Consider the following 24186-nt stretch of genomic DNA (forward strand, 5'->3'; position numbering starts at 1 on the left):
GGTCAAGGGCACGGCAGGGTCAGTGCGTCCAGGCGCTGCGACGGTTGGTGGCGAAATTCTCGCCATAGCCCAGCGGGCGCACGTTGGGTTTGCGCTTGTGGGTTTCCAGCACTTCGAACTCGATCCCGTTGTCACGGGCGTAATCTTCCGCAGCTTCGCGGCTGTCGAAGCGCAGCTTGACCTGGGTGGTGGTATCGGTGGTCGAAGTCCAGCCCATCAGCGGATCGACCTCGCGCGCGCTGGCGTGTGCAAATTCCAGCACCCAGCCCTTTGTCTTGGCGGTGCCCGATTGCATGGCGTTGCGGGCGGGCTGGTAGATGCGTGCGCGCATGGGAAGCTCCTTGCAGATCTGCCTTCTTATTGGCGAAAACCGCAGGTTAGGCAAGGGCCGCCGCAGCGAAATCCGCCGCCTGAGCAAGGTCTGTCGGCTGGTCTGGGAGTGTGGTTGGGGTGTGGGGTGCGACCAGCCGACAGTGCGTTGCTTGCCCTGTTACGATGCGGCATTCTGCAAAACTTCGCAACCAAAAGCTGAAACCGACGCAATCAATTTTCTGTAAAATTGATCCGTCCGTCTTCAGACTCTGGCAATCAGGGTTAACGCTGTCTGAAAGGCAGCAGGTATTCGCCCCTTGAACCGGAACAAAAACGGATCATCTTGAGGGCAAGCCAAGGAATCGCTATGCCGCACAACAATACCAACGCCCCGACCGAACGGCCCGAGGTGCTGACCCGTCCCAAGCTTGAAGGCGGGCGTCGCTTCGTCATGCATTCGCCCTTCCAGCCCGCAGGCGACCAGCCGACGGCTATCGCGGAACTGGTGGGGGGCGTGCAGGCGGGGGAGCATGATCAGGTTCTGCTGGGCGCCACCGGCACCGGCAAGACCTTCACAATGGCCAAGATCATCGAGGAAACCCAGCGTCCCGCCATCATCCTTGCGCCCAACAAGACGCTGGCTGCGCAATTATATGGCGAGTTCAAGGGCTTCTTCCCCGAAAACGCCGTCGAGTATTTCGTCAGCTATTACGATTACTACCAGCCCGAAGCCTATGTGCCGCGGTCGGACACCTATATCGAGAAGGAAAGCCAGATCAACGAACAGATTGACCGGATGCGCCACTCGGCCACCCGGGCGCTTCTGGAACGCGACGATGTGATCATCGTGGCCTCGGTCAGTTGCATCTACGGTATCGGCTCGGTCGAAACCTATTCGGCCATGACGCAGGACCTGGTCGTCGGGCAGATGTATGAACAGCGGCAGGTGATTGCCGAACTGGTGGCCCAACAATACCGGCGCAACGATTCGGGCTTCCAGCGCGGCAGTTTCCGGGTGCGGGGCGACAGTCTGGAAGTCTGGCCCGCCCACCTTGAGGATCGGGCCTGGCGGTTTTCTTTCTTCGGGCCGGAACTGGAAAGCATCGTCGAATTCGACCCGCTGACCGGCGCGAAGACCGATGTGTTCAAGCAGATCCGTATTTACGCCAACAGCCACTACGTCACGCCGCGCCCGACCATGCAGCAGGCGATCAAGGGTATCAGGCTGGAGCTGAAGCAGCGGCTGGAACAATTGGTGGGGGAGGGCAAGCTGCTGGAGGCGCAGCGGCTGGAGCAGCGCTGCAATTTCGATCTGGAAATGCTGGAGGCGACCGGCGTCTGCAACGGGATCGAGAACTATTCACGCTATCTGACAGGTCGCGCGCCGGGTGAGCCGCCGCCGACGCTGTTTGAATTCATCCCCGACAATGCCATTGTTTTCGCCGATGAATCCCACGTTTCCGTGCCCCAGATCGGCGGCATGTATCGCGGTGACTATCGGCGCAAGTTCACGCTGGCGGAACACGGCTTCCGGTTGCCTTCCTGCATGGACAACCGGCCGCTGAAGTTCGAGGAATGGGACGCGATGCGCCCGCAGTCGATCTTCGTTTCGGCCACCCCGGCGGCGTGGGAGATGGAGCAGGCCGGCGGCGTCTTCGCCGAACAGGTGATCCGCCCGACCGGCCTTCTGGACCCGGTGGTAGAGATCCGCCCGGTGGAAATGCAGGTCGATGACCTGCTGGACGAGATCCGCCGCGTCGCGGCGCAGGGGCTGCGGGTTCTGGTCACCACGCTGACCAAGCGCATGGCCGAAGACCTGACCGAATATTTCCACGAACAGGGCATCCGCATCCGCTATATGCACTCGGACATCGACACGATCGAACGCATTGAAATCCTGCGGGATTTACGTCTGGGGGCCTTTGATGTGCTGGTGGGCATCAACCTGCTGCGCGAGGGGCTGGATATCCCCGAATGTGGGTTGGTTGCCATTCTGGATGCGGACAAGGAAGGGTTCCTGCGGTCGGAAACCTCGCTGATCCAGACCATCGGGCGGGCGGCGCGGAATGCCGAGGGTCGGGTGATCATGTATGCCGACCGGATCACCGGCAGCATGGAGCGCGCACTCGCCGAAACCAATCGGCGGCGCGAGAAACAGATGGCCTATAACGAGGCGCATGGCATCACGCCGCAGACGGTGAAGAAGAACGTCGAGGATGTGCTCGCGGGTCTCTGGCAGGGCGATACCGATCAGGCGCGTATCACGACCAGGGTGGACAAGCCCATGGTTGGGCAGAACCTCGCGGCGCATCTGGAAGCGCTGCGGGTGCAGATGCGCAAGGCCGCCGAGAACCTCGAATTCGAGGAGGCCGCGCGCCTTCGGGACGAGGTCAAGCGTCTGGAGGCCGTGGAGCTTGCCGTTGCGGACGATCCTCTGGCCCGGCAGGAAGCCGTGGAAGAGGCCGTCGATGCAGCGGTGAAGCAAAGCGGACGGTCCACCGCCGGGCGGGCGGGTCAGCGCGGCGGCAACAAGCGGCGGCGCTGAACCGGCGTCACCGGACCGGCAGGGCCCGCCCGCCGGGTTGCGGCGTTAAAGAACAGCCGCCACTTCGTACATCACCGGCTCGAAACTGCGGCAGAGCGTGGCGATAACCTTGTTGCGCTGGCGCATCTCGGGGCTGCGCAGCATGGCCTGATAGTCCTCGCGCCGCTGCCATTGCGAATAGTTGCAGATCCGGGTCTGCGCATCATTCATATGCAGGCCCGCCGCGATGAAACCGGGTTGCTTGCTGATGAATTCGCGATAGGCGTCTTCCAGCGCCTCCATCAGGTCATGGGCGGTGCCGGGGCTGAGTTCGAAGGTGGTGATGACAGTCTGGCCTTGAAAGGCGGTGCGGATGTCTGGCATGGTTGGCTCCTCCTGCCCAGGCAGCCTAACAGAAAAAGCCAGAGGAAACATGCGCCTCATCGACGCCGACCATCCGATGTTCGCCCGGCCCGTGGTACGCTGGCTGACGGCGGTGCTGCCGCTGATCTGGGCGGGGCTGGAACTGGCGGCGGGGAATACCGGCTGGGCAGTCATGTTCGGTCTGGCGGGCGCGGTTGCAGTATACGAACTGATCATCGTCGGCCCTTCGGGCAAGTGACGCGGGCGCGCATCTCGCCGCTGTCACCCCGCACGGTCGAAGGCAGCACGTCGCAGCCGGTGAGCCACGGAACCACGGCGATCATGGTCGCCCGGATGTTCGCATGTTCCCCTGGCGCGGCCCAGCCTTCGCGGATGACCTCCACCTGATTGGCCTTTCGGTAGACGGTGTAGCGATGGCCGTCGACAACGGTTTCATGCCGCGCGCCGCCGAACATCAGCGGCGCGGGCTGGGCGCCGCAACCGGCGCAGAGCAGGAGCAAAAGCAGGATTCGCATCCTGCCACCTTGCGCGCCGATTGGTTGACGAATGCCTAACGCAGGTTAGCCCAGCACGGATTTCACCGCATCAGCGGCGGCGGCGATCACCGTATCGGCCTCGGCCTCCGTCAGGCAGAGCGGCGGGGCGAAACCCAGAATATCCCCCTGCGGCATAGCGCGGCCGATCACGCCACGATCCAGCAGCGCGGCGGCAATGGCGGGACCGACCTTGCGTGCGGGATCAAAGAAGCGGCGGTCGTCGCGGTCCTCGACAAATTCCACTGCCGCCATCAGCCCGTCGCCGCGCACTTCACCGACATGAGCATGCCCGGCCAGCGCATCGGCCAGCCCTCTGCGGAAATGCGCGCCGATTGTGCCGGCGTTCTGCACCAGACTCAGATCGTCGATCAGCCGCAGGTTCGCCACCCCGGCGGCGGCACAGATCGGATGCGCGGAATAGGTCCAGCCGTGGCCCATCGGCCCGAAGTCATCCGATCCCTGCACCAGCACCTGCCACAGCCGATCCGACACGATGGACCCCGACAGCGGCGCATAGGCCGAGGTCAGCCCCTTGGCGATGGTGATGAGGTCCGGCTCCATCCCGTAATGGGTCGACCCGAACATGGTGCCGAGGCGCCCGAAGCCCGTCACCACCTCATCCGCCACCAGCAGGATGTCGTATTTCTTCAGCACGGCCTGAATCGCGGCCCAATAGCCCTCGGGCGGGGGCACGATGCCGCCGGTGCCAAGGATCGGCTCGCCGATGAAGGCGGCGATGGTGTCGGGGCCTTCGGAAAGGATCAGCTCTTCCAGCTTTGCCGCGCAATGGGCGCTGAACTGCGCCTCGGTCATCGAGCGATCCTCGCGGCGGAAGAAATAAGGTGCCTCGGTATGCAGGACGGGCGCGCGCGGCAGGTCGAAATGCGCGTGGAACAGCGAAAGGCCGGTCAGGCTGCCGGTCATCACGCCCGAGCCGTGATAGCCGCGCCAGCGCGAGATGATCTTCTTCTTCTCGGGGCGGCCGAGGATATTGTTGTAATACCAGATCAGCTTGATGTTCGTTTCATTCGCGTCCGACCCGGAGAGACCGAAATAGACCCGGCTCATATGGGCAGGCGCGCGTTCGATGATCATGCGGGCCAGGGTGATGCTGGCCTCGGTGCCGTGCCCGACATAGGCGTGGTAATATGCGAGCTCGCGGGCCTGTTCGGCAATCGCTTCAGCGATCTCGGTCCGGCCATATCCCACGTTCACGCAGTACAGCCCGGCAAAGGCGTCGAGGCTGCGCTTACCCGCGGTATCGGTTATATGGCAACCCTCGCCCCCGGCGATGACCCGGCGCGCGCTTTCGCCCCGCGCATGCATGCCCATATGGGTGGAGGGGTGAAAGAAATGGTCGCGGTCCCAGGCATTCAGCTCGTTGTCGTGGTCGGCCATGTCGGTCCTTTCCCTGCGCTTTGCCCCAAGGCTAGACCAAGGCGCCCTGCCGATCCAGCCGCAAGGCCAGGCGCTTGATAATGTCTCCCGGCAAGCTAACCTGCATCGGCGTGACGCGCTGCCGGAGCGGGAATGCGTCGCAGAAGCGGAGGCGTGGAAATGTCGGATGTCATCCTGAAGTTCAGCCGCGAGGAATATGCCGCCCGCCTGGAAAAGACCCGGCGGGCGATGGAGGCGAAAGGGGTCGATCTGCTGATCGTCACCGATCCCAGCAGTATGAACTGGCTGACCGGCTATGACGGCTGGTCGTTCTATGTCCATCAATGTGTCGTGGTGCTGCCGCAGGGCGAGCCGGTCTGGTATGGCCGGGGGCAGGATGCCAATGGCGCGCGGCTGACCGCCTATCTGCGCCCCGACAACATCATCGGTTATCCCGATCATTATGTGCAGTCGACCGAACGGCACCCGATGGACCTGCTGTCGCAGATTCTGACCGACCGGGGCCACGGGAAGGCGCGGATCGGGGTCGAGATGGACAATTACTGGTTCACAGCCGCGGCCTTCGCCAGCCTGACAAAGCATCTGCCGAATGCACGGTTCAGCGATTGCACCGCGCTGGTGAACTGGCAACGCGCCTGCAAGAGCCCGCAGGAAATCGCCTACATGCGCACAGCCGCGCGGATCGTGGAAAAGATGCACGAGCGCATTCTGGAAAAGGTCGAGCCGGGGATGCGCAAATGCGATCTGGTGGCCGAAATCCAGGATGCAGGTCTTCGAGGCGTGGAAGGGGCGGGCGGCGATTATCCTGCGATCGTGCCGCTGCTGCCCTCGGGGCGCGACGCCTCGGCGCCGCATCTGACCTGGGATGACCGGCCGATGCAGCGTGGCATGGGCACTTTCTTTGAAATCGCGGGCTGCTATCACCGCTATCATGTGCCGCTGTCGCGCACCGTGTTTCTGGGCAAGCCGACCCAGGCGTTTCTGGAGGCAGAGAAGGCGACGCTGGAAGGGATGGAGGCTGGCCTTGCCGCCGCGAAACCCGGCAATACCTGCGAGGATATCGCGCGCGGCTTCTTCGGCGTGCTGGCGAAATACGGCATCGTGAAGGACAACCGCACCGGCTATGGCATCGGCGTCAGCTATCCGCCGGACTGGGGCGAACGCACCATGAGCCTGCGGCCCGGCGACCGGACGGAACTGCAACCCGGCATGACCTTCCATTTCATGACCGGCCTCTGGCTGGAAGATATGGGATTGGAAATCACCGAATCCATCCTGATCACCGAAACCGGGGTCGAATGTCTGGCCAATGTGCCGCGCCAGCTTTTCGTGAAGGATTGAGCCGATGTCACAGCTTCCTCCGTCGCCGGTCACCGCAACGGTGGATTTCGATGCACAGGGCGTCAGTCATGGCTTCCTGCGGCTGCCCTACAGTCGTGACGATGCGGCCTGGGGCTCGGTGATGATCCCGCTGACGGTGGTGAACAACGGCAGCGGGCCCACAGTGCTGCTGACCGGCGCAAACCACGGGGACGAATACGAGGGGCCGATTGCCTTGTTCGATCTGGCGGCAACGGTGCAGGCCGGGGAGGTGAGCGGGCGGCTGATCATCATTCCGGCGATGAACTACCCGGCCTTTCTGGCGGGAACCCGTACCTCGCCCATTGACAGGGGCAATCTGAACCGCAGCTTTCCCGGCCGCCCCGATGGCACGGTGACCCAGAAAATCGCCGACTACTTTCAACGGGTGCTGCTGCCGGTGGCGGATGTGGTGCTGGATTTCCATTCGGGCGGCAAGACGCTGGATTTCCTGCCCTATTGTGCAGCGCATGTTCTGCCCGACAAGGCGGTCGAGGCGCGCGCCTTCGATCTGGTCCGGGCCTTCGGGGCACCCTGGTCGTGCCGGATGCTCGAAATCGACGCGGTCGGCATGTATGACACCGCCGCCGAGGAAATGGGCAAGGTCTTCGTCACCACCGAACTGGGCGGCGGCGGTACGGCATCGGCGCGGACGGCGGCTATCGCGAAGGAGGGGCTGCGCAACCTGCTGGTCGCCGCCGGGGTGATGCAGGGCGCGGTCGTGCCCCGCCCGACCCGCTGGCTCGACATGCCCGATGCCGATTGCTTCACCTTTGCCGAGGATGGCGGGCTGATCACATTTCTGGCCGATCTGGGTGATCGGGTCACGGCCGGGCAGCCCGTCGCGCAGATATATCCGACCGGCCGGACCGGGCTTGCGCCGGTGACGGTGACGGCACGCCGGGCGGGCCTGTTCATGGCGCGGCATTTTCCGGGCCTTGTGAAGCCGGGCGATTGCGTGGCTGTGGTCGCGGTTGAAGTGTAACCCGGCCTCCCGTTTCCGCCGCGGCGCGGGTGCTTTACGCTGGCAAACGGCGCTCCTATAGTCCGCGCATCTTCCGCGCAAAGCGGTGAAAATAACGACTGAACGGATGTGCCAGATGCTGACCATCGCGCGGGAAAACCCGACCGGAGCCGACCTTTCGCTGCTGTTTGAACGGCATACCGCCGATATGCATGCGGATACCCCGCCGGAGAGCATTCATATGATGGATGCCTCGGAACTGGATATTCCCGAAGTGTTTTTCTTCGTGATGCGCGATGCGGGCGTGCCGGTGGCGATGGGCGCCTTCAAGCGGATCGACGACAGCCATGCCGAGATCAAGTCGATGCATGTGCTCATTGAACGTCGGGGCGGCGGGCTGTCGCGGCGTCTGCTGGATCATCTGGTGGCCGAGGCGCAGGCGGCGGGGTTCACCCGGCTCAGCCTCGAAACCGGCGTGCAGGATATGTTCGGCCCGGCGCGCGGGTTGTATGAACGCGCAGGCTTCGTGCAATGCCCGCCGTTTGAGGGCTATTGGGATGACCCGAACAGCTATTTCATGACGCGGAGCCTTGCCTAACCGCGATCTGCGCGGCAAAAGGGGCGGGCGCGGGCTCGTCCCGCATTCTCCGGTCCCGTAGCTCAACCGGATAGAGCAAGCGCCTTCTAAGCGCTAGGTTGTGGGTTCGAGTCCTACCGGGATCGCCAGTTTCTCAGGCCATTTCAGGCGGGCAGGCTATGGCCGAAACACTCATCACGACCCTGCGGGACGGGCTGGCGCTGCGGGCGCCCGCGATGATCGTCACGATCTATGGTGATGTGGTAGTGCCGCGCGGGGGGGTGCTGTGGATGGGCACCCTCATCGAGATCGGCGCCGCGCTGGGCTTCAGTGAAACGCTGGTGCGCACGGCGGTGTCGCGGCTGGTGGCCGCCGGGCAACTGGCAGGCGAGCGGGAAGGGCGGCGCAGTTTCTACCGGCTGGCCGAGAATGCCCGACAGGAATTTTCGGCGGCGGCGCGTCTGCTTTATGGCAAGCCCGCCCGCGCGACCGGCTGGCAGATTCATCATGCGCCGGGTCTGACGGAGGAGGCGGCGCGGCGCGGCGCGCTGGCACGCATGGCGGGGGATCTGTGGTTGCGCCCCGATCATCCGGGTTTTGCCGCGCCGGGATTGTGCTTTCGCAGCGAGCCTCTGACGGGGATCGCGCTTTTGCCCGAATATGTCGCCGGATTGTGGCCGCTGGACCGTCATGCGGCCGCCTATCGCGCCATGATCGCGCAATTCTCGCCGCTGGGGAACCGGCTTGCCTCCGGCCTGCCGGTTTCAGCAGAGACGGCGCTGGTGGCGCGGCTGCTGCTGGTTCATGCCTATCGAGGCGCTTTGCTGCGCGATCCGCGTCTGCCCGAGGCCGCTTTGCCTGACGACTGGCCCGGCGAGGCGGCGCGGACCCTGTTTGCACAGCTTTATCGCACGCTGTCGCCCGCCGCCGATTCGTATATCGGCACCCGGTTCGAGGGCGGCGCAGGCCTTTTGCCTGCCCGAACCGCCGAAACGCAGGCGCGCCTGCTGGCATTGTCCGAGGACTGATCCCGCCAAACCCTTGTCAAAGCGCCGTTTCCCGGCCGACGGCGGGCTGTCGATCAAAACATCACGAGGAATCCAATAAATCGCTTAACAGTGTGATGCTTTCGCGCTATACGTTGACCGAGCGGTTGGTGAATTGGGAGACGCACCAGCTTCATCCGATACATGCGAGGGGGAACAGGCCCATGACGGAAGCCTTCATCTGCGACGCGGTACGCACGCCCATCGGGCGATATGGCGGGGCGCTGGCCTCGGTGCGGGCCGATGACCTTGCCGCGCTGCCCCTGAAAGCGTTGATGGAGCGGAACCCCGGTGTGGATTGGTCGGCGGTCGATGACCTGATCTATGGCTGCGCCAATCAGGCGGGCGAGGACAATCGCAATGTGGGCCGCATGGCGGTGTTGCTGGCGGGTATGCCCATCGGCGTCCCGGGCACCACGGTGAACCGTCTTTGTGGATCGGGCATGGATGCGGTCGGCATGGCCGCCCGCGCCATCAAGGCGGGCGACTGCGATTTCGTGCTGGCTGGCGGCGTCGAAAGCATGAGCCGCGCGCCCTTCGTGATGCCCAAGGCCGAAAGCGCCTTTTCGCGCTCGAATGCGGTCTATGACACGACGATTGGCTGGCGCTTCGTCAACCCCTTGATGAAAAAGCTGTTTGGCGTCGACAGCATGCCACAGACCGCAGACAATGTGGCAGCCGATTTCGCCGTCAGCCGTGCTGATCAGGATGCCTTTGCCGCCCGCTCGCAAGCCCGCTGGGCCGCTGCGCAAGAGGCCGGGATCTTCGCTGATGAAATCGTGCCGGTCACCATTCCCCAGCGCAAGGGTGACGCGATCATCGTTGCCACCGACGAACACCCGCGCCCCGGCTCCACCGCCGAGGCGCTGGCGAAGCTGAAGGGCGTGAACGGCCCGGATCTCAGCGTCACCGCTGGCAATGCCTCGGGCGTGAATGACGGCGCGGCGGCGCTGGCGATCCTGTCGGAACAGGCGGCGCGCGCGCAGGGCCTGACGCCCAGGGCCCGCATCGTCGCCATGGCGGCGGCGGGGGTTGAGCCGCGCATTATGGGCATCGGCCCGGCGCCCGCAGCGAAAAAGGTGCTGGCCCGCGCGGGGCTGACCATCGACCAGATGGATGTGATAGAATTGAACGAGGCTTTCGCCAGTCAGGCACTGGCGACGCTGCGTGACCTTGGCCTGCCGGATGATGCGGCGCATGTGAACCCCAATGGCGGGGCCATCGCGCTGGGGCATCCGCTGGGCATGTCGGGCGCGCGGCTGGTGACGACCGCGATGTATCAGCTTCACCGCACCGGCGGGCGCTATGCGCTTTGCACCATGTGCATCGGGGTGGGGCAGGGCATCGCCATCATTATCGAACGCGTCTGAACAGGGAGGGACCGGCCCATGTATGCACAGATGGTGAAATCCGAGGGGATGAAATCCCGCGAGGACATGACGCCCGAGGAAATCGCGTTTCAGGAACGCATTGACCGGGGCGAGAAGATCGAGCCGAAGGAATGGATGCCGGAAGGCTATCGCAAGACGCTGATCCGCCAGATCGGCCAGCACGCGCATTCCGAGATCGTCGGCCAGTTGCCGGAGGGCAACTGGATCACCCGCGCGCCCACGCTGGAACGCAAGGCGATCCTGCTGGCCAAGGTGCAGGACGAGGCGGGGCACGGCCTTTACCTCTACAGCGCCGCTGAAACGCTGGGCGTCAGCCGCGACGAGCTGCTGGACGCGCTGCATGCCGGGAAGATGAAATATTCCTCGATCTTCAACTATCCGACGCTGAACTGGGCTGACATCGGCGCGGTGGGCTGGCTGGTCGATGGCGCGGCGATCATGAACCAGGTGCCGCTGCAACGTACCTCTTACGGCCCCTACAGCCGTGCGATGATCCGCATCTGCAAGGAGGAAAGCTTCCACCAACGGCAGGGCTACGACATCATGATGAAGATGGCGGCGGGCACCCCGGAACAGAAGGAAATGGCGCAGGATGCGCTCAACCGCTTCTGGTATCCGGCGCTGATGATGTTTGGCCCGTCCGACAAGGACTCGGTTCATTCTGCGCAGTCGATGGCGTGGAAGATCAAGATCAACACCAACGATGAACTGCGCCAGAAGTTCGTCGATCAGACCGTGCCGCAGGCGCATTACCTTGGCCTGACTGTCCCCGACGAGGGGCTGAAATGGAACGAGGAAAAGGGCGGCTGGGATTTCAGCGAACCGGACTGGAGCGAGTTCTTCGCGGTCATCGCCGGGAACGGCCCCTGCAATACCGAACGCCTGGAGGCCCGCGTGACCGCCTGGGAGGATGGCGCCTGGTTCCGTGACGGGCTGATGGCGCATGCGAAGAAGGCCGATGCCCGCCGCGCCGCGGCCCGCATGGCCGCCGAATAATCATCGAACAGGGGGGCGCCTGCCCCCCAAGCCAGACACCCATCACCGGGAGGAACCCATGTCCAGCGAATGGCCCCTTTGGGAAGTTTTCATCCGTGGCCAGCACGGCCTCAACCATCGTCACGTCGGCAGCCTGCATGCGCCGGATGCCGAAATGGCGATCCGCAATGCGCGCGACGTCTATACCCGCCGCAATGAAGGCGTCTCGATCTGGGTTGTGAAGTCGAATGACATCACCGCCTCCAGCCCCTCGGACAAGGGACCGCTGTTCGAGCCATCGAATTCCAAGGTCTATCGCCACCCGACCTTCTTCGACATCCCGCCGGAAGTGGGGCATATGTGATGGGTAGCGCAGTCAATCAGGCCGCCTTCTTCGAATGGCTGTGCCGGATCGGCGACAATTGCCTGATCCTTGGCCACCGGGTTTCGGAATGGTGCGGGCATTCGCCGGTTCTGGAGGAAGACATCGCGCTGGCCAATCAGGCGCTTGACCTGATCGGGCAGACGCAGTTCTGGCTTGGCCTCGCGGCCGAGGTGGAGGGCAAGGGCCGCACTGCCGATCAGCTTGCCTATCTGCGTGACGCGGCGGCCTTCCGCAACGTGCTGCTGGTCGAACGTCCGAACGGCGATTTCGGCAATACGCTGATGCGGCAGTTCCTGTTCGACGCCTGGCATATCGAGTTGCTGCGCGCCTTGGAGAAATCCTCCGACGCCCGCGTGGCGGAGATCGCCGCCAAGGCGGTGAAGGAAGTGGCCTATCATCTGGAACGCTCTGCCGATCTGGTGATCCGTCTGGGGGACGGCACCGAGGAAAGCCGCGCGCGGATGCAGAAGGCGCTGGATACGCTTTACCCCTATACGGGGGAGCTGTTCATGGCCGATGCCTCGGACGAGGCCGTGGTCGCCGCCGGGATCGCCCCGGCACCGGCCAGCCTGAAGGCGGCATGGGATGCGACGGTTTCGCAAGTGCTGGCTGAATCCACGCTGACCCATCCGGGCGAGACCTATCAGCATAAGGGCGGCCGCAAAGGGGTTCATTCCGAACACCTTGGCTATATCCTGGCCGAAATGCAGTTCCTGCAACGCGCCTATCCTGGCGCGACCTGGTAACGCCATGCAGGGGGGGGAGGAACGCCCGGGCATCGCGGAAATCCGGGGCTGGCTGTCGGAAGTGCCGGACCCGGAAATCCCGGTGATCAGCCTGACCGATCTGGGCATCATCCGCGATGTGGCCTGGCAGGGGGAGACGCTGGTTGTCACCGTGACACCCACCTATTCGGGCTGCCCGGCGACCGGGGTCATCAACCTCGACATCGAAAAGGCGCTGCGCGACCGGGGCATCACCGATCTGCGGCTGGAGCGGCAGTTGTCGCCGCCCTGGACGACCGACTGGATCACAGCCGAGGGGCGCGAGAAGCTGCGCGCCTATGGCATCGCCCCCCCGATCGACGGCACCGCCGCCGATGGGCGGCTGGCGGGGCGGATCGCGCGGCTTTCGGGCACGTCGAACCTGACCATCGCCTGCCCGCGCTGTGGCTCCACCCAGACCCGCAAGGTCAGCCAGTTCGGCTCGACCCCCTGCAAGGCCAGCTATGTCTGCAACGACTGTCTGGAACCCTTCGACTATTTCAAATGCATCTGACGATGCGTCCGACCCAATAGGCAGGAGCCCATCATGGCACGCTTCCATTCCCTGAAGGTCACCGAGGTCCGCCGCGAGACGCGCGACGCCGTGGTGGTGACCCTCGCCCCGCGCGACGAGGACCGCGCGCTGTTCGACTTTACCCAAGGCCAGTATCTGACCTTCCGCCGCGATTTCGACGGCGAGGAACTGCGCCGCAGCTATTCCATCTGCGCCGGCAAGGATGAGGGCGTGCTGCGCGTCGGCATCAAGCGCGTCGATGGCGGCGCCTTCAGCACATGGGCGAACGAGAACCTCGCCCCCGGCGATGAAATCGACGCCATGCCGCCGATGGGCAAGTTCTTTACCGCCCTCGAACCCGACACCGCAAAGCACTACCTCGGCTTTGCGGGCGGCTCGGGCATCACGCCCTTGTTGTCGATCATCAAGACCGTGTTGGCCCGCGAACCTGCCAGCCGCTTCACGCTGGTCTATGCCAATCGCCAGATCAGCACGATCATGTTCCGCGAGGAACTGGAGGATCTGAAGAACCTCTATCTCGGCCGCCTCTCGGTTCTGCATGTGCTGGAAGCCGAGGCGCAGGACATCGACCTGTTCACCGGCCGGGTGGATGTCGAGAAGATGAAAGCGCTGTTCGAGCACTGGATCGACGCGAAATCGGTGGATATCGCCTTCATCTGCGGCCCTGAGCCGATGATGCTGGCTATCGCCGCCAGCTTGCGCGACCATGGGCTGAGCGACAGCCAGATCAAGTTTGAACTGTTCGCCAGCGGCCAGCCGGGCCGGGCGCGTGCCAAGGCCGTTTCCAAGGTCGCGGTGACGCCGGGCAGCGGCACGCAGGCCACCGTCACGCTCGACGGCGCGACCCGCAGCTTCGAGATGCCGCGCGGGGGCCAGTCGATCCTCGATGCCGCCATCGCCGCCCAGATGGACGCGCCCTATTCGTGCAAGGCGGGCGTCTGTTCGACCTGCCGCTGCAAGGTGCTGGAGGGCGAGGTGGAAATGGCCGTGAACCACGCGCTTGAAGATTACGAGGTCCGCGCGGGCTATGTGCTGTCCTGCCAGGCGATCCCGCTCAGCGACCGTGTGGTCGTGACCTATGACGAATGAGGTCTGAAATGTCCGACACGATGAATATCGAAGACTATCTGGCGCAGGGCGGTGTTCTGACCGCGCCCGGCAACGTGCCCGCCCGCTATCGGGGCGAGCTGATGCGGCTGATGGGGTCGTTCGTCGACAGCGAACTGGCCGGGTCGGCGGGCTTTGCCGCCTCGATCAACTTTGCGCCCGGCATCAAGGAACGCATCAGTGCCAGCCGGATCACGCTGGAAAAGGCCGATCATGCCGAGCGCGTGCTGGACGTGATGGGCAGCTTCGGCACCGATACCAAACGCTATCAGGGCCAGCATGACTGGGCTGCCCGGGTGGGTCGCGACGCCGATCTGGGCGCGGCGAGGCAGGCGGGCGACATGCGCCTGTCGGTGTTCCATTACCCGATCACCGGCTGGGCGGATGCGGTGGCGATGAACGTGCTGATGGGCCTTGCTACCGGCGTGCAGATGACCGAACTGACCCGCGTCTCTTACGCGCCGCTGGCCGAGGTCTTCCGCGAGATCGCCCCGCGCGAGGCGCGTCACACTGAGCTGGGGCTGGAGGGGCTGGAGCGTATCGCCGCGACCGACACGGGCCGCGCCGAGGCGCAATCTGCGCTGGCCTATTGGCGCCCGCGCGTCGCCGCGACCTTCGGCGTCGCCGGTTCCGGCCGCTATGATACGCTGCGCAAATTCGGCCTGCGCCATAGCCCGAACGAGGCCCTGCTGTCCCGCTGGGAGGCGCTGGTGGCCGAGAAGCTGGCCCCGCTGGGCCTCTGACACGCTACCTGCGGGCGCGGTGGAACAGGGCCGCGCCCGTTGATGAACGACAAATCTGAAGGAAACGCCATGACCGCCGCGCCGCGCCGTCTTGAAAGCTATCTCTGTGGCCACTGGATGGCCGGGCAGGCCGAGGGGCAGACGCTGCTCGATGCCGCCACCGGGGCGCCGGTGGCGATGATCGATTCCACCGGGCTCGATTTCGCCGGCGCGCTGGATTACGGCCGCCGCGTGGCCGGCCCGCGCCTGCGGGCCATGTCCTTCCACGACCGCGCCGGGATGCTCAAGGCGCTGGGCCTGAAGCTGATGGAATGGAAGGAGGAGTTCTATACCGAGAGCTTCCGCACCGGCGCCACCCGCGCTGATGGCTGGATCGACATCGAAGGTGGTATCGGCACGATGCTCACCTTCGCATCGAAAGGCCGCCGCGAATTGCCGAACACCCGCGTGCTGACCGATGGTGAGGTGGAGGTGCTGTCGAAGGATGGCAGCTTTGTCGCGCAACACATCCTGACGCCGCTGACCGGCGTTGCGGTGCATATCAACGCCTTCAACTTCCCCATCTGGGGGATGCTGGAAAAGATTGCGCCGACGCTGCTGGCCGGGGTGCCCTGCATCGTGAAACCCGCGAGCCAGACCGCCTATCTGACCGAGTTGATGGTGCGCCGGATCGTCGAAACCGGCATCCTGCCGGATGGTGCGCTGCAACTCGTCTGTGGCTCGGTCGGGGATCTGCTGGATCATGTGACGGGGCAGGATGCCGTCACCTTCACCGGATCGGCCTGGACCGGGCGCAAACTGAAATCGCACAAGGCGGTGGTGGAAAACTCGGTCCGCTTCACGATGGAGGCCGACAGTCTGAACGCCTCGATCCTTGGCCCCGATGCCGGGCCGGGCACGCCGGAATTTGACCTGTTCGTCAAGGAAGTCTCGCGCGAGATGACGGCGAAGGCCGGGCAGAAATGCACCGCCATTCGCCGCGTCATCGCACCCCGCGCCCATGTTCAGGCATTGGTCGAGGCGCTGCGCGACCGGCTGGGCAAGACCCTGCCGGGCCTACCGGGCGACGAGACCACCCGCATGGGCGCGCTGGCGAGCCTTGACCAGCGCGACGAGGTCCGCGCCCGCATCCGCGACCTGCAAGCCGATGCCGAGATCGTGGCGGGCAACCCCGATGACGTGCGCGTCGTTTCGGGCGATGCCACCATGGGCGCCTTCCTCAACCCGGTGCTGATGTATTGCGACACACCCTTCACCGCATCTGCGGTGCATGAGGTGGAGGCTTTCGGCCCGGTGTCCACCGTTATGCCCTATGACGACCCGGCCGAGGCGGCGGAACTGGCCGCGATGGGCAAGGGCTCGCTGGTCTCCTCGGTCTTTACCGATGATCCGAAAGTGGCCGAGGAGGTGGTGCTGGCTCTTGCCCCGTTCCATGGCCGCGTGATGATCGGCAACCGCGCATCGGCGAAAACCTCCACCGGGCATGGCTCGCCGCTCGCGCCGCTGGTCCATGGTGGCCCCGGCCGCGCTGGCGGTGGCGAGGAAATGGGCGGCATTCGCGGCGTCAAGCATTACATGCAGCGCACCGCCGTGCAGGGCAGCCCGCGCCTTCTGTCGGCGGTGACGGGCCGCTGGATCGAAGGCGCGCCGGTCACCCATGACATCCACCCCTTCCGCAAATCGCTGGAGGAGCTGAAGATCGGGGACCAGCTGGTCACCGCGAAACGCGAGGTGACGCTGGAGGATGTGGAGCATTTCGCCCATTTCACCGGCGATACCTTCTATGCCCATATGGACGAGGCCGCCGCCAAGGCGAACCCGTTCTTCGACGACCGCGTGGCGCATGGCTATCTGATCGCGAGTTTCGCGGCGGGGCTGTTCGTAGAACCGAACCCCGGCCCGGTTCTGGCCAATTACGGCGTCGATAACCTGCGTTTCCTGACCCCGGTCTATTTCGGCGACACGCTGCAAGTGCGGCTGACCTGCAAGGAGATCAACCCGCGTGCCAATGCCGAACATGGCGAGGTGCGCTGGGATTGCCAGGTGACCAACCAGAACGGCGCGGTGGTGGCGCAATATGACGTGCTGACCATGGTCGCGAAACACTGGCCCGCCGCATGAGCCGCGTCTACGCCTATGACGGCGTGGTGCCGGTGATCGACCCCATGGCCTTTGTCCATCCCGAGGCGGTGGTCATCGGCGATGTGATCATCGGCCCGGCGGTCTATGTCGGCCCCGGCGCCGTGCTGCGCGGCGATTTCGGCCGCATCGTGCTGGAGCGTGGATGCAACGTGCAGGAAACCTGCGTGGTGCATTCCTTCCCCGGCAAGGATGTTGTGGTGGAGGAAAGCGGCCATATCGGCCATGGCGCGGTGCTGCATGGCTGCCAAATCGGCAGGAACGCCATGGTCGGCATGAATGCCGTGGTGATGGATGAGGCGGTGGTGGGCGAAAACACCATCATCGCCGCCATGGCCTTCGTGAAGGCGGGCGCACAGATCCCGCCCAACAGCCTTGCTGTCGGCTCGCCGGCTAAGGTGGTGCGGGAACTCAGCCCCGAGGAAATCGCCTGGAAGCGGCAGGGCACCGGCGTCTATCAGCGCCTCGCGTTGGAGGCCCGCGACAAGCTCCGCCCTGCAGTGGCGCTGACCGAAGCGGAACCCGACCGCCGCCGCACCACCGCACCGGAATATGATCCGCTGGTGCTGGCGCGGGCAGGGTTCGAGGGGTAGGGCGGGCCTACCCTCCGCCCGCCTCCACGCGCAACTCCCGGATGACGCGAAACCCGTAAGACGGCATGGCGAAATCTTCAGAACCAAAGCGGCGGTGTGCCGGGCGCAGGCTGTCCATTGAAGTCTGATAGGAGCCCCCTTTTTTCACGCGGCGGCAGGTGGCGGTTGCGCGTGCCTGCGCCAGATAGGCGCTGTCGCTGGACAGGCCCAGATGTTCCGGCGTCCAGCAGGACAAGGTGTATTCAAAGACGTTCCCGGACATATGCCGCAGCCCCCAGCGGTTTGCCGCGTCCAGTTCATCGACGGTGACGGGGCCGTTCGGATCGCGCAGCTCGGGCATCGGGTGGCCAAGGATGTTCTCGGTTCCTAGCCGCGAGAAATTCGCCTGATCCGATGTCAGCGCATCGCCCTGTGCGAAGGGTGTCTCGGTGCCCGCCCGTGCAGCATATTCCCATTCCGCCTCGGTCGGCAGCCGGTAGACCGTCTGTCCGACCTTCCGGTTCAGCCAGTCCACATAGGTCTGCGCATCTTGCCACGAGATATTGATGACGGGATGCCGCGGCCCGAGGCGGATATAGCCGTTGATCGTGACGACCCGATGATCAGGAACACGGCTGCATCCGCCATCGTCGACACATTCCATCCACTCGGCATGGGTGGTTTCGTTCCGCGCCATGGCGAAGGGAACATCCATCTCGACCCGGTGGGGCGGATGTTCGGCGGGCAGGATGTTCACCTCGCCCGGTTTCCTGCGCCCGAACTGGTCTTTCGCTTTGTCGTAATAGAACGGGTTGCGGGATTCTCCCGGGATCGCCCCCATTATAAAGTTGCCGGGCGGCATGACGATCATTTCGGGACAGGCATCACATTCGCGGAATATCGAGAGCGGAGTAAGGGACGCGCCCGAAGCCTCTGCCAGCGCACCGGAGGGGATCAGTACCGCAAGCGAGAGTGCCGTCACGATCAGGCGCCGACGGCAGGCGGGTGGCATCACTTGCATCTGGTCTCAAGCGTCAGAGCCATGGTCGCGATCTGCTTCTTGACGCGGCTCTGGTTCGGCAGACGCTCGATCGCCGACATGTTGTTGACGCCCCTGTACCAGGAGTCGAAAAGCAAAGCTGTGATGTCGTCGTCAAGTGTCGCTTCGGCAAGGCGGTGGGCACAGAGGCACTTGCGCTGATCCATGCCATTCGCGCGGCCCTCCCTGATCATCTTTTTGCAGATCTCAGCGCCCGACGGGGCTGCGGCGGCAGGGCCGACCGACAGAAGGATCGCGGCCAGGGTCGCGGTGGCGCGGAGGATTTGTCGCATGGGTTGAAAGCCTTCAAGGGAATGCGCGCGGAAATTGCCACACGCATCTTGGAAGGGCAATTGAAAACCCATGATTGTCTGGTGATGCCCAGAAGGGCGGTGCTTCACCGCACCGCCTTGATGCCTTCGAGGATCAGCGTCGTCGCGACGTCGGCGTAATCGTCTCGGCTGATGCGGCCGCCTTCCTTGAACCACATGTAGACCCAGTTCATCATGCCAAACAGCGACATGGTGACGGGCATCAGCAGGGGGCGGTCGCTGCTGTCAAGGTCCGGGTTGATCTGACGCAGCACGGTGGAAAAGCGTTTGACGATGCGGCGCTCGACGCCGGTGATTTCGGCCTTCTGGTCATCAGACAGGGCGGCGGCGGCATTGAGCTGCACCTTGTGCTGATTGTCGGCACCGCGATAGTTTTCCAGCACGGCCCCCACCAGTTGCCGCAGGCGGTCGGCCGGGGGCAGGGTGGGGTCGTCGGCCTCTTCCGTGGCGGTCTCCAGCCCCTCCAGATGCGTCATGATGATCGCGAAGATCAGCGCATCCTTGCTGGGGTAATAGTGATACAGCAGCGCCTTAGACACCTGCGCATGCGCGGCGATCTGGGACATGGAGGCTTTCTCCATCCCCTGTTCGGCAAAGACTGCGGCGGCATTTTCCAGAATGCCACGTTGCTTTTCTTCGAAATCTGTCGCTCTGGTCCGAGCCATATTCTCGCTTTCCTGCCATTCTGGCCGAAAAAAGGGGGCAGGGCCCCCGTTTCTGCTTTAGCGGCAAGTCGCGGCCGAGTCACCCCGGCCGCGGAAATTCACCGTCATTCCTTGGGGCGGTTGTCGATCACGCGCTTGGCCTTGCCTTCCGACCGGGCCACCGCATTCGGGTCACGCACTTCGATTTTGGTCGAGACGCCGACGACCGACTTGATGTGATGCGCCAGTTCCTTGGCCGACTTCGCGCGGGCGTCCTCGGCTGTCATGTCGGGGGTGCATTCAACGTGGACGGTCATGTTGTCCATCCGGCCCGAGCGGGTGAGTTCGATCTGGAAATGCGGGGCGAGGCCCTTGCACTTCAGGATCTGCTCTTCGATCTGGGTCGGGAAGACGTTGACGCCGCGCAGGATGATCATGTCGTCGCTGCGGCCGGTGATCTTTTCGATCCGGCGCATGGAGCGGGCAGTGCCGGGCAGCAGGCGGGTCAGGTCGCGGGTGCGGTAACGCACCATCGGCAGGCCTTCCTTTGTCAGCGTGGTGAATACCAGTTCGCCCATCTCGCCGTCGGGCAGCACCTCGCCCGTCACCGGGTCGATGATTTCCGGGTAGAAGTGGTCTTCCCAGATGTGAAGCCCGTCCTTGGTTTCCACGCATTCCTGCGCGACGCCCGGCCCCATGACCTCGGACAGGCCATAGATGTCGACCGCGTGCATGTCGAAAGCCTGTTCGATTTCCTCGCGCATGGCGTTGGTCCAGGGTTCGGCCCCGAAGATGCCGACCTTCAACGAGGATTCGCGGGGGTCGAGGCCCTGACGGCGGAACTCATCAAGGATCGACAGCATGTAGCTCGGCGTCACCATGATGATGCGCGGCTTGAAGTCGTTGATCAGCGTGACCTGCCGTTCGGTCATCCCGCCCGAGATCGGCACCACAGTGCAGCCCAGCCGTTCCGCGCCGTAATGCGCGCCCAGACCGCCGGTGAACAACCCGTAGCCATAGGCATTGTGCAGGATGTCGCCCGGACGCCCCCCCGCAGCCCGGATGGACCGCGCGATGAGGTTCGCCCAATGGTCGATATCGGCGGCGGTATAGCCCACCACGGTCGGTTTGCCGGTGGTGCCGGACGAGCCGTGGATGCGCACCAGTTTCGTCTGCGGCACGGCGAACATGCCGAAGGGATAGGTGTCGCGCAGATCCTGCTTGGTGGTGAAGGGGAACTTCGCCAGGTCCTTCAGCGACTTCAGCTCCTCGGGGTGCACGTCGTGCTCGATGAAGCGGTTGCGGTAGAAGGGCGAGTTTTCATAGGCGTGTTTCAGCGACCGCTTCATGCGGTGGAATTGTAGCGCCTCGATTTCATCGCGCGAGGCGTATTCGATCGGGTCCAGATCCTGCTTGCGCGGCGTCAGGTCTTCCATGGTGTCCTCCCTTGGAAATGCGGGTCCGGTCAGGCTTCGACCGGCAGATGGCTGCCCTTCACGACACGCGAATGACCGCGGAATTCCGCGATATGCTGGCCGTGCTGGTTGGTGATGCGGATGTCGTAGATGCCGGACCGGCCCTGACGTGACAGCTCGGTCGCCGTGGCGACAAGGCGGTCGCCGATGCGGGCGGGGGCGATATAGGTGATCGAGCAGTGCTGGCCGACCACCACCTGATTGTGGCTGTTGCAGGCGAAGGCAAAGGCGCTGTCGCCCAGCGTGAAGATGAAGCCGCCGTGGCAATTGCCGTGGCCGTTCGACATGGCATCGGTCACGGTCATCGCAAGGGTCGCCTCGCCGGGGGCGATGTGTTCCAGCTCCATCCCCAGCCGCTGCGAAGTGCTGTCATTGTTCCACATCGCATCGGCGCAGGCGCGCGCGATGTCCTGCGCGGTCATTTCGGCCATGTCCTTCATTCCCCCCTGAACTCCGGCTTGCGCTTTTCGAGGAAGGCGGTCACGCCCTCGGCATAATCGGCGCTGCGGCCCGCGATCTGCTGGCAATCGCGCTCCATGTCCAGTTGCTCGTCAAGGCTGTTGCTGCCCGCAGCCTGTATCAGCCGCTTGGTCATGCCAAGGCCCAGCGTCGGCCCGGCGGCAAGCGATTGCGCCAGCGCGGTCGCCTCGGCGAGCAGATCGGCGTCCTCCACCGCTTTCCAGATCAGGCCCCAGTCGGCGGCCTTTTCCGCCATCAGCGGTTCCGCTGTCAGGGCCAGCGCCTTGGCGCGCGCCTCGCCCAGCAGGCGGGTCAGGCTCCATGTACCGCCGGCATCGGGAACGAGGCCGATCTTGGCGAAAGCCTGGATGAATTTCGCGGATTTCGCCGCCAGCACGATGTCGCAGGCGAAGGCGATATTGGCGCCAGCCCCGGCGGCGACGCCGTTCACTGCGCAGATCACCGGCTTTTCAAGGCTGCGGATCAGGCGCAGATTCGGGTTGTAGAAAGTGTCCAGCGTATAGCCCAGATCGGGGGCAGGGCCGCCCTTGCGCGGGTCGCGGTTGCCCAGATCCTGCCCGGCGCAAAAGCCACGCCCGGCGCCGGTCAGCAGAACGGCCCGGACGTCCGCATCGTCATGCGCCCGCTGGAAGCCCGCGCGCAGGGCAAGGTGCATCTCTTCGTTGAACGAGTTCAGCTTGTCGGGGCGGTTCAGCGTCAGCGTCAGCACGCCGTCGGCCAGTGTGGCCAGAACGGTATCGGATTGGGTCATCGCTCTCTCCCTTGCCCCGAAATCATGGGGCCCTCGAAAATTCATGTTGCATAAACCGACCGGCCGGTCAATGATAAAGCGCAGCCTGGGAGGAGGATGCCATGACCGCCCTGTTCGATCGCCACCGCGAGATGCTGGACGATGCCGTGAAGGCCGTCCAGAGCCGTGCCTTCTGGACCCCGTTCCCCGAGGTGCCCAGCGGTAAAATCTATGGGGAAACTGCGAAAACGGATGGCGAGGCCGCCTATGCTGCGCTGCTGGGGCAACCCTTCGCGCTGCCCGGTCACCCCGAATCGCGCCGGGCGGGGGCCGAGGTTTCGCCCTTTGGTGGCGCCTTGGGAATCACCTATCCGGCGGCGGACGTGCCTGCCCTGATTGCCGCCGCTGAAGCGGCCGCCCCGGCGCTGGCCGAGGCGGGGCCGGAGGCGCGGGTGGGGATCTGTCTGGAAATCCTGACCCGGCTGAATCGGATCAGTTTTCTTCTGGGCAATGCCACCATGCACACCACCGGGCAGGCCTTCGCCATGGCGTTTCAGGCGGGCGGCCCCCATGCGCAGGATCGCGGGCTGGAGGCGGTCGCTGTCGCCTGGTCCGAGATGACGCGCTTCGCCCGTGATGCGATCTGGGAAAAACCGCAGGGCAAGGCCGCGCCCTTGGTGCTGGAGAAACACTGGACGCTGGTGCCGCGCGGGCTGGCGCTGACCATCGGCTGCAACACCTTCCCGACGTGGAATTCCTATCCCGGCATCTTCGCCAGCCTCGCCACCGGCAATCCGGTGATCGTGAAGCCGCATCCCGGCGCCATCCTGCCGCTGGCGCTGACCGTGCGCGTAGCGCGCGAGGTTCTGGCCGAGGCGGGTCTGCCCGCTGACGCCGTGCTTCTTGCGGTGGATGAACCGGGGGCCGAGGTCACGAAAGCATTGGCCAGCGATCCGGCGATCCGGCTGATCGACTATACCGGGTCGGCCACTTTCGGCGGCTGGCTGCGCGACAATGCCCGGCAGGCGCAACTGTTCACCGAGGAAACCGGGGTGAACAGCATCACCCTCGCCGCGACGGATGATTACGCGGGCATGTGCGCCAACCTCGCCTTCTCGCTGTCGCTTTATTCCGGGCAGATGTGCACGGCGCCGCAGAACATCTATATTCCCAGAGGTGGGATCGACACCGACGAGGGGCATAAGAGCTTTGACGCGGTAGCGGCGGCGCTGGCCGGGGCCATTGACGATCTGCTGGCCGATCCGGCCCGCGCGGCGGGCGTCTCCGGCGCGCTGGCCAATCCGGCCACCGCCGCCCGGCTGGAAGGCCTGCGCGGGCAGGGCAGGGTGGTGCGCGACAGCGCGGGCGAAGGCCGCCTGCGCTCGCCCCTGCTGCTGGCGGTCGAGGATGGTCAGCCCGGCCCGCAGGACGGCGAATGCTTCGGCCCTGTCGCCTTCCTGATCGCGGTCGCGGATGCCGATGCGGGCATCACGGCGGCGGCGGAGATCGCCCGCCGCAAGGGCGCCATCACCGCCGCGCTTTATGATACCGATGAGCCGCGCATCGCCCGTGCGATCCGGGCTTTCGCAGGCGCGGGGGTGAATCTGTCGATCAACCTGACCGGCAATATCTTCGTCAATCAATCCGCCGCTTTCAGTGATTTCCATGTCACCGGCGGCAATCCGGCGGGCAATGCCAGCCTGACCGACACCGCCTTTGTCGCCAGCCGCTTCACCCGCGTGATGTGGCGCCGCCCCCTGCGGCAGGCGACCTGA

Annotated in this window: 26 protein-coding genes and 1 tRNA gene; 17 read left to right on the top strand and 10 right to left on the bottom strand. The window is 64.6% G+C overall.

Translation table 11 applies throughout. From position 1 onward, the window contains the following. Positions 1-19: 19 nt before the first annotated feature. A complete protein-coding gene (locus tag C8N34_RS05765) occupies positions 20-331 on the bottom strand; it encodes an ETC complex I subunit (RefSeq protein ID WP_108128165.1) in 312 nt (103 codons plus the stop codon). A 348-nt stretch (positions 332-679) separates the two neighbouring features. Here C8N34_RS05765 and uvrB point away from each other — a divergent pair, with 348 nt between their 5' ends. Beyond that, on the top strand, positions 680-2857 hold the full coding sequence (gene uvrB, locus C8N34_RS05770) for an excinuclease ABC subunit UvrB (RefSeq protein WP_054302374.1): 2178 nt from the start codon (positions 680-682) through the stop codon (positions 2855-2857). Between the two features lie 45 nt (positions 2858-2902). On the opposite strand, the gene C8N34_RS05775 is transcribed toward uvrB, so the two are convergent. After that, positions 2903-3220 (bottom strand): antibiotic biosynthesis monooxygenase family protein, encoded by a 318-nt coding sequence (locus C8N34_RS05775; protein ID WP_054302373.1) that lies wholly within the window; start codon positions 3218-3220, stop codon positions 2903-2905. 49 nt (positions 3221-3269) lie between these two features. On the opposite strand from C8N34_RS05775, the gene C8N34_RS05780 reads away from it, so the two are divergent. Continuing rightward, positions 3270-3458, top strand: a complete 189-nt coding sequence (locus C8N34_RS05780; protein WP_054302372.1) for a hypothetical protein — start codon at positions 3270-3272, stop codon at positions 3456-3458. Here C8N34_RS05780 and C8N34_RS25905 read toward each other — a convergent pair. Together C8N34_RS25905 and C8N34_RS05790 are read right to left on the bottom strand one after the other, a co-directional pair. Then, a complete protein-coding gene (locus tag C8N34_RS25905; RefSeq protein ID WP_145693523.1) occupies positions 3433-3735 on the bottom strand; it encodes a hypothetical protein in 303 nt (100 codons plus the stop codon). The genes C8N34_RS05780 and C8N34_RS25905 overlap by 26 nt on opposite strands. A gap of 45 nt (positions 3736-3780) precedes the next feature. Next, positions 3781-5154, bottom strand: coding sequence for an aspartate aminotransferase family protein (locus C8N34_RS05790; protein WP_108128167.1), 1374 nt, complete (start codon positions 5152-5154; stop codon positions 3781-3783). A 159-nt stretch (positions 5155-5313) separates the two neighbouring features. On the opposite strand from C8N34_RS05790, the gene doeA reads away from it, so the two are divergent. The 14 genes from doeA (at position 5314) to C8N34_RS05860 (ending at position 17732) form a co-directional block, all read left to right on the top strand. Next, the gene (gene doeA, locus C8N34_RS05795) at positions 5314-6495 is read left to right on the top strand and encodes an ectoine hydrolase DoeA (protein ID WP_108128168.1); all 1182 of its coding nucleotides are present in this window, start codon (positions 5314-5316) and stop codon (positions 6493-6495) included. Between the two features lie 4 nt (positions 6496-6499). Next, positions 6500-7498: a N(2)-acetyl-L-2,4-diaminobutanoate deacetylase DoeB gene (gene doeB / locus C8N34_RS05800; RefSeq protein ID WP_108128169.1), complete on the top strand. Its 999-nt coding sequence runs from the start codon at positions 6500-6502 to the stop codon at positions 7496-7498. Positions 7499-7613: 115 nt separating this feature from the next. Then, complete coding sequence (locus C8N34_RS05805; protein WP_054302367.1) at positions 7614-8075, top strand: GNAT family N-acetyltransferase; 462 nt, start codon at positions 7614-7616, stop codon at positions 8073-8075. Between the two features lie 51 nt (positions 8076-8126). Then, positions 8127-8203 (top strand) — tRNA-Arg (locus C8N34_RS05810). A gap of 30 nt (positions 8204-8233) precedes the next feature. Beyond that, positions 8234-9082 (top strand): PaaX family transcriptional regulator C-terminal domain-containing protein, encoded by an 849-nt coding sequence (locus C8N34_RS05815; RefSeq protein WP_108128170.1) that lies wholly within the window; start codon positions 8234-8236, stop codon positions 9080-9082. A 182-nt stretch (positions 9083-9264) separates the two neighbouring features. Continuing rightward, positions 9265-10470, top strand: coding sequence for a 3-oxoadipyl-CoA thiolase (pcaF, locus tag C8N34_RS05820; protein ID WP_108128171.1), 1206 nt, complete (start codon positions 9265-9267; stop codon positions 10468-10470). 18 nt (positions 10471-10488) lie between these two features. After that, positions 10489-11487: a 1,2-phenylacetyl-CoA epoxidase subunit PaaA gene (gene paaA / locus C8N34_RS05825; RefSeq protein WP_054302364.1), complete on the top strand. Its 999-nt coding sequence runs from the start codon at positions 10489-10491 to the stop codon at positions 11485-11487. Between the two features lie 58 nt (positions 11488-11545). Then, positions 11546-11830 carry a 1,2-phenylacetyl-CoA epoxidase subunit PaaB gene (gene paaB, locus C8N34_RS05830; RefSeq protein ID WP_054302363.1) on the top strand — a complete coding sequence of 95 codons (285 nt, stop codon included), beginning with the start codon at positions 11546-11548 and terminating at the stop codon, positions 11828-11830. Further along, entirely contained in the window at positions 11830-12597 is a 768-nt protein-coding gene (gene paaC, locus C8N34_RS05835; protein ID WP_054302362.1) for a 1,2-phenylacetyl-CoA epoxidase subunit PaaC, read from the top strand. Before paaB ends, paaC begins: the two co-directional genes overlap by 1 nt. A 4-nt stretch (positions 12598-12601) precedes the next feature. Next, positions 12602-13129, top strand: a complete 528-nt coding sequence (gene paaD, locus C8N34_RS05840) for a 1,2-phenylacetyl-CoA epoxidase subunit PaaD (protein WP_108128172.1) — start codon at positions 12602-12604, stop codon at positions 13127-13129. A gap of 33 nt (positions 13130-13162) precedes the next feature. Further along, positions 13163-14239: a 1,2-phenylacetyl-CoA epoxidase subunit PaaE gene (gene paaE / locus C8N34_RS05845; protein ID WP_108128173.1), complete on the top strand. Its 1077-nt coding sequence runs from the start codon at positions 13163-13165 to the stop codon at positions 14237-14239. 8 nt (positions 14240-14247) lie between these two features. Then, the gene (locus C8N34_RS05850; RefSeq protein WP_108128174.1) at positions 14248-15000 is read left to right on the top strand and encodes a Phenylacetic acid catabolic protein; all 753 of its coding nucleotides are present in this window, start codon (positions 14248-14250) and stop codon (positions 14998-15000) included. Between the two features lie 69 nt (positions 15001-15069). After that, on the top strand, positions 15070-17121 hold the full coding sequence (gene paaZ / locus C8N34_RS05855; RefSeq protein ID WP_108128175.1) for a phenylacetic acid degradation bifunctional protein PaaZ: 2052 nt from the start codon (positions 15070-15072) through the stop codon (positions 17119-17121). Then, positions 17118-17732: an acyltransferase gene (locus C8N34_RS05860; protein ID WP_108128176.1), complete on the top strand. Its 615-nt coding sequence runs from the start codon at positions 17118-17120 to the stop codon at positions 17730-17732. The genes paaZ and C8N34_RS05860 overlap by 4 nt, the downstream gene beginning before the upstream one ends. Before the next feature lie 7 nt (positions 17733-17739). On the opposite strand, the gene C8N34_RS05865 is transcribed toward C8N34_RS05860, so the two are convergent. The 6 genes from C8N34_RS05865 to paaG form a co-directional block, all read right to left on the bottom strand. Continuing rightward, positions 17740-18723, bottom strand: coding sequence for a formylglycine-generating enzyme family protein (locus C8N34_RS05865; RefSeq protein ID WP_158640450.1), 984 nt, complete (start codon positions 18721-18723; stop codon positions 17740-17742). Then, complete coding sequence (locus tag C8N34_RS05870; RefSeq protein WP_108128178.1) at positions 18723-19115, bottom strand: hypothetical protein; 393 nt, start codon at positions 19113-19115, stop codon at positions 18723-18725. The genes C8N34_RS05865 and C8N34_RS05870 overlap by 1 nt, the downstream gene beginning before the upstream one ends. Positions 19116-19147: 32 nt before the next feature. Next, on the bottom strand, positions 19148-19747 hold the full coding sequence (locus C8N34_RS05875; protein WP_108128179.1) for a TetR/AcrR family transcriptional regulator: 600 nt from the start codon (positions 19745-19747) through the stop codon (positions 19148-19150). Between the two features lie 104 nt (positions 19748-19851). After that, the gene (gene paaK, locus C8N34_RS05880) at positions 19852-21162 is read right to left on the bottom strand and encodes a phenylacetate--CoA ligase PaaK (protein ID WP_054302353.1); all 1311 of its coding nucleotides are present in this window, start codon (positions 21160-21162) and stop codon (positions 19852-19854) included. Between the two features lie 29 nt (positions 21163-21191). Continuing rightward, a complete protein-coding gene (gene paaI / locus C8N34_RS05885) occupies positions 21192-21623 on the bottom strand; it encodes a hydroxyphenylacetyl-CoA thioesterase PaaI (protein ID WP_199750646.1) in 432 nt (143 codons plus the stop codon). Between the two features lie 14 nt (positions 21624-21637). After that, on the bottom strand, positions 21638-22432 hold the full coding sequence (paaG, locus tag C8N34_RS05890) for a 2-(1,2-epoxy-1,2-dihydrophenyl)acetyl-CoA isomerase PaaG (protein ID WP_108128181.1): 795 nt from the start codon (positions 22430-22432) through the stop codon (positions 21638-21640). A 101-nt stretch (positions 22433-22533) separates the two neighbouring features. Here paaG and paaN point away from each other — a divergent pair, with 101 nt between their 5' ends. Continuing rightward, on the top strand, positions 22534-24186 hold the full coding sequence (paaN, locus tag C8N34_RS05895; protein ID WP_108128182.1) for a phenylacetic acid degradation protein PaaN: 1653 nt from the start codon (positions 22534-22536) through the stop codon (positions 24184-24186).

It is taken from the genome of Gemmobacter caeni (assembly GCF_003054195.1).
In the GTDB taxonomy this organism is placed as follows: Bacteria; Pseudomonadota; Alphaproteobacteria; order Rhodobacterales; family Rhodobacteraceae; genus Gemmobacter; species Gemmobacter caeni.

Coding starts and splice junctions, on each gene's coding strand:
- C8N34_RS05765 (WP_108128165.1), bottom strand. CDS start 331: ATGCGCGCACGCATCTACCAGCCCGCCCGCAACGCCATGCAATCGGGC.
- uvrB (WP_054302374.1), top strand. CDS start 680: ATGCCGCACAACAATACCAACGCCCCGACCGAACGGCCCGAGGTGCTG.
- C8N34_RS05775 (WP_054302373.1), bottom strand. CDS start 3,220: ATGCCAGACATCCGCACCGCCTTTCAAGGCCAGACTGTCATCACCACC.
- C8N34_RS05780 (WP_054302372.1), top strand. CDS start 3,270: ATGCGCCTCATCGACGCCGACCATCCGATGTTCGCCCGGCCCGTGGTA.
- C8N34_RS25905 (WP_145693523.1), bottom strand. CDS start 3,735: ATGCGAATCCTGCTTTTGCTCCTGCTCTGCGCCGGTTGCGGCGCCCAG.
- C8N34_RS05790 (WP_108128167.1), bottom strand. CDS start 5,154: ATGGCCGACCACGACAACGAGCTGAATGCCTGGGACCGCGACCATTTC.
- doeA (WP_108128168.1), top strand. CDS start 5,314: ATGTCGGATGTCATCCTGAAGTTCAGCCGCGAGGAATATGCCGCCCGC.
- doeB (WP_108128169.1), top strand. CDS start 6,500: ATGTCACAGCTTCCTCCGTCGCCGGTCACCGCAACGGTGGATTTCGAT.
- C8N34_RS05805 (WP_054302367.1), top strand. CDS start 7,614: ATGCTGACCATCGCGCGGGAAAACCCGACCGGAGCCGACCTTTCGCTG.
- C8N34_RS05815 (WP_108128170.1), top strand. CDS start 8,234: ATGGCCGAAACACTCATCACGACCCTGCGGGACGGGCTGGCGCTGCGG.
- pcaF (WP_108128171.1), top strand. CDS start 9,265: ATGACGGAAGCCTTCATCTGCGACGCGGTACGCACGCCCATCGGGCGA.
- paaA (WP_054302364.1), top strand. CDS start 10,489: ATGTATGCACAGATGGTGAAATCCGAGGGGATGAAATCCCGCGAGGAC.
- paaB (WP_054302363.1), top strand. CDS start 11,546: ATGTCCAGCGAATGGCCCCTTTGGGAAGTTTTCATCCGTGGCCAGCAC.
- paaC (WP_054302362.1), top strand. CDS start 11,830: ATGGGTAGCGCAGTCAATCAGGCCGCCTTCTTCGAATGGCTGTGCCGG.
- paaD (WP_108128172.1), top strand. CDS start 12,602: ATGCAGGGGGGGGAGGAACGCCCGGGCATCGCGGAAATCCGGGGCTGG.
- paaE (WP_108128173.1), top strand. CDS start 13,163: ATGGCACGCTTCCATTCCCTGAAGGTCACCGAGGTCCGCCGCGAGACG.
- C8N34_RS05850 (WP_108128174.1), top strand. CDS start 14,248: ATGTCCGACACGATGAATATCGAAGACTATCTGGCGCAGGGCGGTGTT.
- paaZ (WP_108128175.1), top strand. CDS start 15,070: ATGACCGCCGCGCCGCGCCGTCTTGAAAGCTATCTCTGTGGCCACTGG.
- C8N34_RS05860 (WP_108128176.1), top strand. CDS start 17,118: ATGAGCCGCGTCTACGCCTATGACGGCGTGGTGCCGGTGATCGACCCC.
- C8N34_RS05865 (WP_158640450.1), bottom strand. CDS start 18,723: ATGCCACCCGCCTGCCGTCGGCGCCTGATCGTGACGGCACTCTCGCTT.
- C8N34_RS05870 (WP_108128178.1), bottom strand. CDS start 19,115: ATGGGTTTTCAATTGCCCTTCCAAGATGCGTGTGGCAATTTCCGCGCG.
- C8N34_RS05875 (WP_108128179.1), bottom strand. CDS start 19,747: ATGGCTCGGACCAGAGCGACAGATTTCGAAGAAAAGCAACGTGGCATT.
- paaK (WP_054302353.1), bottom strand. CDS start 21,162: ATGGAAGACCTGACGCCGCGCAAGCAGGATCTGGACCCGATCGAATAC.
- paaI (WP_199750646.1), bottom strand. CDS start 21,623: ATGACCGCGCAGGACATCGCGCGCGCCTGCGCCGATGCGATGTGGAAC.
- paaG (WP_108128181.1), bottom strand. CDS start 22,432: ATGACCCAATCCGATACCGTTCTGGCCACACTGGCCGACGGCGTGCTG.
- paaN (WP_108128182.1), top strand. CDS start 22,534: ATGACCGCCCTGTTCGATCGCCACCGCGAGATGCTGGACGATGCCGTG.